The sequence below is a fragment of the Succinimonas amylolytica DSM 2873 genome (assembly GCF_000378405.1).
Lineage (GTDB): Bacteria > Pseudomonadota > Gammaproteobacteria > Enterobacterales > Succinivibrionaceae > Succinimonas > Succinimonas amylolytica.
The window spans coordinates 10383-20825 of sequence record NZ_KB899643.1; the positions used below are offsets into that span (position 1 = coordinate 10383).

Below are 10443 nucleotides of genomic sequence, written 5' to 3' on the forward strand. Positions count from 1 at the left end.
CTTCGCAATTCATTTTTACCTTGTTCAACAATATTATCGTATATGGTCTTTAGTTTTTCAGGTAATCTTGCAACAAAATCAATATTGGCATAGTAGAGGTTGTCAATGTTCTTTTCTGATAAGTAACCTGCATCAAGCAAGGCCATGTCAGAGTTTACGCCATACCCATTAAGCACTGTTATTGTTTCAGATAGCGTCGATACATCGTTTATATTCCCAGGGATTGCTCTGAAAATTAATGGGTAGCCTGAATCTCTTTGAATAGCTGATATCATTCGAACTTCATTACTAATAATATTATTATGATTGCTTACATTTGTAAGTTCAATTTGAATATCATTAGGTAAGCCAGTGCTATCTATAACAATAGCAGGATCGTTAGAAATTTTTTCTTTAATCCAATCTATATGAGATTTGAAGAATTTTTGTCTTATTTCCTCTTTCCCTAAAAATGAGAGGAATTCACTTATTCGTTGTGAGTGTAAATCAGCATTGGGATATAATATTTTGACAAAATTACCATCATACCAAGTGTTACAATGCATACATGAAATATCAGTAAGCACATAAAACATGACCATGGAATATAATGTATCTTTGTTTTTATATCCGATGCTATTGAGCACTTTATCATAATTCATTTGATGAATTAATTCATTAATGAAAAACGAATCTCCGAAATCTAAAATTAACTTAGGTTTCTTTCTTTGATCGTTTTGCAAAGTACCTGTAAAGGAAGGATCGGCTCGAAGAAATTGGTTGTTTTCAATATCATACTTAAAAACACCTCTTTCCTTGCTGTAGAAAATATTATTTTTCTCATCAATTATTCTGCCTAGATATATCGTACCCTTTTTCCGGATTTTTCCATTTTCGCGATATGAAGTTCCAGGAACCTTAGCATACTTATAGTTGCCTTTATATTGGAAGGATAACCTATTTGGGCATTTTGCGGCATTATCTGACATTTATAGTTACCATTTATAAACCTGTAACTACATTATGGCACAACAAATTCGTCCATAGCAACTGGAAATACATATAAAATAAGGAATTGAAAGGGATATTTGGTGGTGTAGAACTAGGTGTAGTTACCAGAAACTACAGGGAATTTGGGTTTACCTGATAATTTTATTGAAAGCAGAGAAGAACAGAAGAGTGTCGTTAATTTTCTGGCATCATTTGATAGACATATAGAAGATTTTAAGATTGAAGAAGTAGCGGAATATAATGGTAGTAAAGCATATAAAATATGCACCCTGCATAAAATAAATAATTCTAATGATATGGCTGAAATTCCACTCAGCGCTGAATCAGCCGGGACGTTGAAGATGCTTTCTTTATATCATGAATTAAAAGATGTTTTAGAAAAGGGCAGTGTATTATTCATCGATGAGTTAAATGCCAGATTGCATCCGTTATTAGTAAGAAATATTTTGATTACATTTATAAATCCAAAAACTAATATCAATCATGCGCAATTGGTTTTTACTGCTTATGATACGTGGCAATTGGATAATCATGTATTGAAAAAAGAAGAAGTGTGGTTTGTAGAAAAAGATAAAGACGGAAAATCACAGTTGTATTCTTTATTCGATTTTTCTGATGTTGATGATTTTGATCAAGATGACTACTTATTAGGTAAATTCGGAGCTATTCCCGAATTATCAAGAATGGAATATAATAAGTGTGTTTAAACCGGTTCTGCTAAAGGAGTGAAGGATTCAAGGCTGTACTTCCTGGGGGCTCCTGAACCGTAAGGTTACTTCCTGGCAGTTTCAGTGCTTTTCGTAACAGTGGTGGCGGGATTTCTGTTTTCCGGAGCGTGCTGAATATCACCGGCGGCAGTGCCTTTTGGAAAATCATCACCTGAAGCAGGAAGAGCCGGTTTCAGCTTTTCATACCAGAGCATGGTGCCTCCGGCCACAGCTACCGGGATCATGACGAGATTAATAAACGGAATCAGGAGAGCCGCCCATACTGTGCAGCCAAAGGAAATGCAGAGCAGCTTGTTTTCGGTAAGGTTTTTCCGGGATACTTTAAGAGAATAGCGGTTGTTTTCATAGCCATAGCTGGTGTAGTCAATGGCGTTGCACCAGGAGGTAAGAATAATGGCTCCGGCCTGACCGATAACCGGGATGAACATCAGGATGATACTGACTATCATGAAGGGAATCCGGTACATCAGTTTCCGGAGTTCCAGAAATACAAGGTGCGGAATGTCCTTAATGGTTTCCTTTACGGACATTTTGCTGCTGAAGGGCTCGTTATTGTAGTAAATGGTTTGAACCTTTTCGGAAAGAATGCTGTAGAAGGGAGCCCCCAGGGTAAGTGCGAACAGCGTGAAGGTGTAAAAGATGATTACCAGAAAACAGATAAATATGATGGGATCCACCAAATAGGTCAGCCACTGCAGCCAGTCCGGGAGATAACTGGCTGTCATGGCAGAGGTCCAGTCCCTGGCAATGCCAAAGCCGAACCAGAGTCCGGTTCCCATAATAAGAACATTGATTAAAAACGGGAGAACGATATAGCGTCTGAGTCCCTTGGTGGCAAGAATTCTCATTCCCTTAAAAAAGTATCTGAAGCCTTGCAGTTTGTTGAAATTTTCTGTCATGGTGTTTGCGGTATGGTGTTTTTTTGAGGCTGAACTTAAAAACTTCAGGCAGTCTCTTTGAGTAAAGTGTCTGAGGCATGATTGTACCTGAAACCGGGGTTGCTGGTAACAACCATAGGATATTAAATTTCCGGTAGCTGACAAACAAAGGGGTAATTATGACTTCTGAGGGCATACCGGTATGGAGAAAGTGCCCTCGTCTGTTTTAGCAGTAGACTGACAAAAGACGGACAAAATAAAATAGTGCAGTTTGACGCTTCGTCTGTGGATATCCGGAGCGTTTTACATGTGTCGATGACCATAAAATGTTCCGGGAGGTTTTACTGATCATCTCAGTACTGAAGTAAAGCCGTAAGGAGGAAGTCCTTCCTTTCTGAACTGACGTGGAGCATAGACTTCTTTCTTTGGAACAGTTAACGAGCCATCCATACTTTAGGCTTCAGGGAATTTTAAGTCATACCGGAGGATAGGTTATAAAGCAGTTATGCCAGGGGCTGGCTTTATCCGGGAGTTCCTTTTCTGAGAGCCCGTCTGTTTTGTCCGAAAATGCGGTTTTGCACAGGATTCCCGCGGTTTCCGGATAAGGTTTATCAGTTATTGGAAGCGTCGTGTCAGGGTGCAGGAACAGTTATGAAAGAGGGGCAGGGCGTGGAGGGGAGATCGGTTTAGAGGGGATCGGGCGATCTTTAAATTTTAGGGCAATTTGCTATAATTCTCAAAGGATCTCCGCATTATCGAAAAATAATCTTAAATAACCGGGGATTTGTGTTGTATTCTTGGAGTTTGAATATGCCTGGAATTTCATTGCTGGTTATTGTGATTGGCCTGATTGCACTGACGGTGTATCTTGCCACTGGTTTTTTGCAGGGACGGCAGAATCGCAAGCCTCTTGAAAGGGACAGCATAACCGAGAGCACGGCAAAGGCACTGTCTCCTCTTACTGATGAAGAGGGTGTTCAGGAAGAGGGTGTCAGAATTATTGAAGAACGCGAGACTGTTAAGGTGCCGGTGGAGGAGTTTACGGAGAATTCCATAGCTCCTGACAATTCTGTCGAAGCGTCTGATGACAATAATAGGGGATCTGGTAATAGTATGGCTAAGCTGGGATTTTTGTACAGACTGAAGAACTTTCTGTCAGGAAGTGATTCTTCTTCAACCAGGACTAATGAGGAAGAGGCTTCCACTCCGGGGCATCCTGAGGATTTCTACCAGTTCAATATTATTCCGGAGGATCAGAATGGCATGATTCCGGCCTCTCTGGTGAGTCAGCTGTGCGACAAGTACCATTTTGAGCAGGGTGAGCATGATGTTTACGAGTACCGCCGGGACGGGCGGACACTGTTTACTGTCTGCGGCAACAAGGCTCCCTATGGTTTCCCTAAGAATGAGATTCTTTCTCTTAACTACAAGGCAATAATTGTTTCCATGGTTCTTCCGGAAAGAGGCGAGGCCGAGTTTACCTACAGCGAAATGTCCAAATTTGCCTACATTCTCTGCCGTGAGGTGGGCGGTAAAATGGTGGATAACCAGAAGAAGCCTTTTGATGAGGCTATTTTCAAAAACACCACCGGAATTCTCGCCTTCTACGATGCCGGCGGGCAGTAACGGATAACAGCACACTTTTAGCAGTGCTTCATCCTCAGGCGTTTCTTTACAGGAGTGTCTGGGGATTGTTTTTTGTGGGGCTATCATTTTCTGCTGGTGTTTTTGAGGACGGGCTCCCGCTATTTTCATGCAGTGCCTTTTTTGCAGGATCGCCGGAATGTCCGGCTGGTGTTCGATAATGACAGATGATATGGGGATTTACGAGGTTCCGTAATAATGAGCTTAAAATACCGCGAACAGTGCGAACGCAAAATATGTCTTGATACCGAAACCACCGGCAAGAACGATGACGGTACGCCGGGAGATCACCGGATTATTGAAATTGGCTGTGTGGAGATTATCAAAAGACGCATTACCGGAAGAACCATGCAGCTTTTTATAAATCCCGAGCGCAAGGTGGACGAGGAAGCCTTCAGCGTGCATCACATTTCCGATGAATTTTTGGCAGACAAGCCGAAATTTGCGGAAATCTATCAGCAGTTTTATGACTTTATCGCCGGCTCCGAGCTTATTATTCACAATGCCAAATTCGACGTAGGCTTTCTGAATCGCGAGTTCGATATTATGCACAGCAATGTGCAGGTTGAGAATATCTGCAAGGTTACCGATACCCTGGACATTGCAAGAGAGCTTTACCCCGGACAGCGTATCAGTCTGGACGCTCTCTGTACCAAGCTGAATGTGGACGAATCAGCCCGAACCACTCACGGTGCACTTCTGGATGCCCAGATCCTGTCTGAGGTGTATCTGGCCATGACGGGCGGACAGGAGACCCTGTTTGCTGAAGGACAGGATCCTGGCGCTTCCGCGGATGCCCGCCGCGATTTCAGCAGTATCCGTACCCGTGTTATCAGACCAAACTCTTTCGAAATGTCAGAGCATCTTCGTTACCTCTATAAAATGAATCAGTCCAAGGGTATTGAGCATATTGGTTTCGGTGATGAATATCTCATCACTCCGAAGGAAATACCGCTGGGGGAGGGCAAGGTTAAGAAGGTTGTGGATGACGACATGATTGAGGAGGCTCTGAAATCCGCACTGACCCGGGAATATCCAGCTGATGCCGGTGTTTATGATCGGTATGTAAAAGCCTGTCAGGAGCGGGATGAAAAGCTCCGCAAAATCAAACAGGCCAAGCTTGATGCCAAAAGAGAGGAGCTGGAAGAAACCAAAAGACGTGAAAACGAACAGCAAAACTGCTAACATGGAAGTGTTCCGGCGAGTAAGGCCGAATTGTTTATGCGGTCAGGTTCTGAATCTTGGGGAGGTTTAAAGATTATGGGCAGCTACAATATCAGAGAAGAGCTTCAGGAGGCTCAGGAGGTTCTCAGAAAATTCACTGCGGATGATGCCGTAATAGCCAGCATTGAGAAGGCCGCAGGTTTCATGGCCGATGCCATTCGTGCCGGTGGCAAGATTATGTCTGCTGGAAACGGCGGTAGCCACTGCGATGCCATGCATTTTGCGGAGGAGCTTACCGGAAGATATCGTGAAAACCGTCCGGCTTATGCAGCCATTGCGATTTCTGATCCGAGTCACCTCTCGTGTGTGTCTAATGATTACGGCTTTCAGTATGTGTTTTCCCGCTATCTTGAGGGAGTCGGCAGATCCGGGGATGTTTTTCTGGGGATATCCACCAGCGGGAATTCGCAGAATATCATAAATGCCGTGGAAACTGCCAGAAAGAAGGGCATTAAGACGGTGGTACTCACCGGAAAGGACGGCGGAAAGCTGGCCGGGCTTGCTGATGTGGAAATTCGGGTGCCGCATTTCGGGTTTGCGGATCGCATTCAGGAAGTGCATATCAAGGTTATCCACATCCTGATTCATGCCATTGAGGTAAAGCTGGAGTCCTGATTTTATTATGAAAAACGGGCTGTAGCGGACGAGTGAAGGTGATGACTTGTTAAGGAACTGTCCTTAGATTAAATTCCGGGAGCGGGATTCTGTCGATTTTGCCGGGAATGTCTGTGAGGATCAGAGGTGAACCTTCATAATAGGGGGTGGAAATGCGAGTCCAGAATCTGAGAGTCGTGTTTTACGAAAATTAACAATATCAGTTGAGTGGTGTCAGGTTCGGCTTTTAACCTTCCATACCACGCAAAAACGGATGTTTATATGAGTGATGACAATAAAGTTATCGGCAGCAAGTGGTATAAAGTTGATTTTCATGTCCATACGCCGATGTCTTCTGATTACCGGGAGAAGAACGTTACACCGGAACAATGGTTGCTGGCTGCGATGAATAAGGGGCTGGATGCTGTTGTTGTAACAGATCATAATTCCGGTGCATGGGTTGATAAACTCAAAGCTGCGTATGAAAAGCTCAAAAGCCATTCTCTGGACATTAAGGACTTTAGAGAGCTGATTATTTTCCCCGGTGTGGAAATCACTGCTGACCACGGTATTCACGTACTTGGAGTATTTGATCCGTCCTGTGATAGCAGGGTAATTGTATCGGTATTAGCTCAGTGTGAAATTGCTGACCGCTATGGCCAGGCTGATACATTTTCCAGAAAAAGCTTTTCAGATGTGATTTCTATAATAGAAAAAGCAAAAGGGATCCCCATTCCAGCCCATATAGATTATAAAAAGGGATTTTTGAGTGAAGATCAGCTGAAAGCAGGACTCCAGCCTTTTCAGAAGGAGGTCCTGAAAAGTGTTTATGCTGCTGAGTTTCATAGTGTGGATGCATTTAATGACAAAAGTAATGAATTTTTAAATGCGATAACAGGCATCTCAAAAGTCCGGGGATCGGACGCTCATGCGCTGGAAGCTATCGGTTCAAAATTCAGCTGGATTAAGATTAGTGACAGAAGCATTGATAGTTTGAAGATAGCGCTAAAAAACGGCAGTTATTGTGTTAATAACGGTTCTTCAGCCCCCAATGTATCACCCTTGCATTACATTAAAAGCTTAAATATTTCAGGTATGAAATATTGCGCCAGAAAATCGGAGTCATTATTTCAGATTGACTTTCAACCGCAGTTTAATGCAATTATAGGAGGGCGGGGTAGCGGCAAATCAACAGCAATAGAGTCAATACGTGTTGTTACAGCTGCTATTGATAATCTAAAAAATGAGTCTCCTCGGCTGTATAATTCGCTACTGAATTTTATTGGTGATAAGAACGATGGTGTCATGTTGCCTGATTCAAAAATTTCACTTGCATATGTAAGTAATAAAGTGGAGTATCAGCTGTCATGGGATTTCTTAAGCCAGAAGGTTTCACTCAGGAGAAAAGATAAAGACGGCTATGAAGCGCTGGAAAGTGATGATGCGGTCATACATAACTTATGTCCGGTCTCAATCTGCAGTCAAAATCAAATCAATGAATTGGCAACCAATACGCAGGGAGTGCTGTTTATAGTTGATCAGTCTCCGGCTGTGGATAAAAAAGACTGGGATTCCAGATGGAGTGTTGCTCAGAAGAAATTTTGCCAGTTATGTGCTGATAAGAGATCCCTGGAAAGGGATCTATCTGATTATCTTACTGTAAAAAACGAATTGGAGCATGTTAAAAATATTATTTCCCGGTTTGAAAACAATGGTGTTGCCGATATTATAAGAAAGTATAATCAGTTTGATATTCAGGAAAAAAGCCTTCTTCATTCGGACTTTTTTCAGGGGCTGTCATCACGATTGCATGAGGCAGTGAATGCCGGTTCTGATTTTCCAGACTTTCCGGACGCTCTTTTTGCTAACAGTGATGCCAGGGATGAAATCACTGAGATATATGAGCAGTTTAAAGAAAAATTTGATGACGCAAAAAAATCCATTCAGAGTATCGCAGACAATATAAAAAATTATGACGATGAATTTCAAAAATCGGTCAAATCGTCAAAATGGTACCAGGATCTGAGGCTTAATCTGGAAGACTATCATAATTTGATTCATTCTCAGAGTAACGACAGTCAGCGATCTGATCTTTCCCAGTTCGAAGAAGCAGTAAAGCGCCGCAGTCTCCTAAGTCAGAGACTTAAAGAATTAGATCGTAAAAAAATTCAGATTGCAAATCTGGATTCTGAAATTAAAAAGACGTCAGAACAGCTTATTGATCTCCGAACAGAGCTTTTTAATAAAAGAAAACAGGTTATAGATGAGACAATAAGGGATAACAAATATGTCAGAATGGAGCTTATTCAGTTTGGTGATCTGACTTCGGCTGAATCAGAATATCGCCGTATCTTAAATATTGATAATTATTCTTTTAAAAGCCAGATTTTAGATACAGATGATGGCCAAAACGGGGGGATTCTGGCTGAACTTGTTTCCTGTGACAAAAAAGATAAAGAAGCAGTGCTGAAAGCTGTTCAGGAATTAAAGCAGAAAACATTGGCAATTGCCAGTGGCAGCAGTGATCTTGGCAAGTCTTTTGCGAAAAAACTGAAGGGTATTTTGGAAGATCATCCTGAGTCTGTTGATAAGCTTCTTTCCTGGTGGCCTGATGATTTCCTTGTTGTGAAGTACAGGGTAAATGCCCGGGAAGATAACTACAGAGATATCAGCAAGGGGTCTTCCGGGCAGAAGGCATCGGCAATCTTAGCCTTTTTACTGAGTTATGGTGACTGCCCTTTAATTTTGGATCAGCCTGAGGATGATCTGGATAATGCTCTGATATATGATTTGGCAGTAAGGCAGATTTTGGAGAATAAGCCCAGAAGACAGATGATATTTGTCACCCATAATCCCAATATTGTTGTGAATGGCGATGCGGAATTAGTTACGGTGCTGGAGTTATCCAAGGGGCAAATTAGCGTAGAGCGATCTGGCGGATTAGCGGACATTGAAATAAGAAATGCCATATGCAGTATAATGGAGGGTGGCGTCGAGGCGTTTCGTCAGCGCTACAGGGTAATTATGCACGATAGGGAATTGTGATGTTTGACACCGACAGTGAATTGCTTGAGCATATCCAGCTGGGTGAGGATTCAAGACTTGAACTAAGGAACTGTGCATAAATAAACTTTACAAATTCGGGCTGATTGTGTAGTTCCAATCAGGGTGAAACTCATCACCAACTATGTTCAAAGATTTAAATTCTTCATCAGACACTTTGATTCCAGTTGAGTACTGTTTTTCATCCGCTTTTGCCACCACTTTCAGTCCGGTCGCTGTAGTTGTTCCGGCAATAAGATCTATTATCACTTGCAAACTAACAAGGGGACGCCCACGCCAGTTTTTTGTAATTTGACTGAATAGCCGATGTTCAATTTTGTTCCATTTTGATGTTCCTGGCGGGAAATGGCAAACGCTGATCGCCAGTTTAGTTTCGTCTGCAAACTGCTGAAGTTCATATTTCCACAGTCTGTTTCGAGATCCATTGCTTCCGCCACCATCTGCGGTTATTAGGATTTGACTGGCTTCCGGGTATCTTTCCTTGCCCATTTCATACCACCATGAACGTATTGAATTTACGGCAAACTGCGCGGTATCCGAACTTACTCCGACATTTACGAAGCCTTCATTCAGACCAATATCATATATCCCGTAAGGAGCAGCTTTTCCAAGTTCAGGCAACGAAAAATCATGATCAAGAACTTTTGTCGGAGTGCCTTTTGGAGCATACTCTGCACCGTTGTTCTTGAAGTTTCCTATGTTCTCCTTCTTTTTGCAATCTATTGATATCACAGGAAAGTTTTGTTCAAGAAAGAAGTTTGCCTTGCTGCTGATATGCTTAAATTGCTCATCACGGTCAGGATGTTCCTGCCCCACTTGATTCATCTTCTGATTCAGTTGGAGGCTATATCCCAGTTCTTTCAACAGGTAACCAATTTTTCTGTATTTGAGATTAAATCCTTTGCGGTTCATTTCCTGTTCAAGATTTCTCAGACTCTTCGTAGTCCACTTCAGCAGGCTTTGCGGATCACCAAAGGAGCTTTCACTTATGATTGATTCCAAGGCTTCCTTTACCCCAGGCTGCGTTTCCTCGACACGCTTCCTCCCGCCGCCTTCATTTCTTACTCGCTCTTTTTGGAGCCTGATTTGCAATTGTTCAGATGTTTCTCCATCAAGGGAATTGAGTTCTTTTATTCCCGAGCTTATGGTCACTCTGGAAACTCCAGTTTCCTTGCTGATTTTCGAAACACCGCCATAACCCAAAATTTCTGCTTCTGAAGCAAGATATATCCGCTTTTGGAATTCATTCAGGAATGGAAGCATCTTTTTAATTTTTGTTGCTATTGCAACCTCGTCAAGCTCTACCATATCAGCCTCATTGA

The 10443-nt window shown here is 42.4% G+C and carries 8 protein-coding genes; 5 read left to right on the plus strand and 3 right to left on the minus strand.

Annotated elements, in window-relative coordinates; genetic code table 11:
• Nucleotides 1-968: hypothetical protein (locus F557_RS23425; RefSeq protein ID WP_019003524.1), on the minus strand; the 968-nt coding region annotated here is incomplete at its 3' end.
• A 144-nt stretch (nt 969-1112) separates the two neighbouring features.
• Here F557_RS23425 and F557_RS20730 point away from each other — a divergent pair.
• Nucleotides 1113-1697, plus strand: coding sequence for an AAA family ATPase (locus F557_RS20730; protein WP_019003525.1), 585 nt, complete (start codon nt 1113-1115; stop codon nt 1695-1697).
• A gap of 65 nt (nt 1698-1762) precedes the next feature.
• Here F557_RS20730 and cysZ read toward each other — a convergent pair whose 3' ends face one another.
• Nucleotides 1763-2617, minus strand: a complete 855-nt coding sequence (gene cysZ, locus F557_RS0117620) for a sulfate transporter CysZ (protein ID WP_019003526.1) — start codon at nt 2615-2617, stop codon at nt 1763-1765.
• Nucleotides 2618-3406: 789 nt separating this feature from the next.
• Here cysZ and F557_RS0117625 point away from each other — a divergent pair.
• The 4 genes from F557_RS0117625 to F557_RS0117645 all read left to right on the plus strand — a co-directional run bounded on the left by F557_RS0117625 (nt 3407) and on the right by F557_RS0117645 (nt 9103).
• Entirely contained in the window at nt 3407-4222 is an 816-nt protein-coding gene (locus tag F557_RS0117625; RefSeq protein WP_019003527.1) for a cell division protein ZipA C-terminal FtsZ-binding domain-containing protein, read from the plus strand.
• A 216-nt stretch (nt 4223-4438) separates the two neighbouring features.
• Nucleotides 4439-5425, plus strand: a complete 987-nt coding sequence (gene dnaQ / locus F557_RS20735) for a DNA polymerase III subunit epsilon (RefSeq protein ID WP_019003529.1) — start codon at nt 4439-4441, stop codon at nt 5423-5425.
• A gap of 75 nt (nt 5426-5500) precedes the next feature.
• Complete coding sequence (gene lpcA / locus F557_RS0117640; protein ID WP_019003530.1) at nt 5501-6079, plus strand: D-sedoheptulose 7-phosphate isomerase; 579 nt, start codon at nt 5501-5503, stop codon at nt 6077-6079.
• A gap of 261 nt (nt 6080-6340) precedes the next feature.
• Entirely contained in the window at nt 6341-9103 is a 2763-nt protein-coding gene (locus tag F557_RS0117645) for a TrlF family AAA-like ATPase (RefSeq protein WP_019003531.1), read from the plus strand.
• Nucleotides 9104-9190: 87 nt separating this feature from the next.
• On the opposite strand, the gene F557_RS0117650 is transcribed toward F557_RS0117645, so the two are convergent.
• Nucleotides 9191-10429, minus strand: coding sequence for an ISAzo13 family transposase (locus F557_RS0117650; protein WP_026297996.1), 1239 nt, complete (start codon nt 10427-10429; stop codon nt 9191-9193).
• Between the last annotated feature and the right edge of the window lie 14 nt (nt 10430-10443).

Bases quoted from the DNA above. Each gene is read 5' to 3' on its own strand.
- dnaQ (WP_019003529.1), top strand. From the start codon at position 4,439: ATGAGCTTAAAATACCGCGAACAGTGCGAACGCAAAATATGTCTTGAT.
- F557_RS0117650 (WP_026297996.1), bottom strand. From the start codon at position 10,429: ATGGTAGAGCTTGACGAGGTTGCAATAGCAACAAAAATTAAAAAGATG.
- F557_RS0117645 (WP_019003531.1), top strand. From the start codon at position 6,341: ATGAGTGATGACAATAAAGTTATCGGCAGCAAGTGGTATAAAGTTGAT.
- cysZ (WP_019003526.1), bottom strand. From the start codon at position 2,617: ATGACAGAAAATTTCAACAAACTGCAAGGCTTCAGATACTTTTTTAAG.
- lpcA (WP_019003530.1), top strand. From the start codon at position 5,501: ATGGGCAGCTACAATATCAGAGAAGAGCTTCAGGAGGCTCAGGAGGTT.
- F557_RS0117625 (WP_019003527.1), top strand. From the start codon at position 3,407: ATGCCTGGAATTTCATTGCTGGTTATTGTGATTGGCCTGATTGCACTG.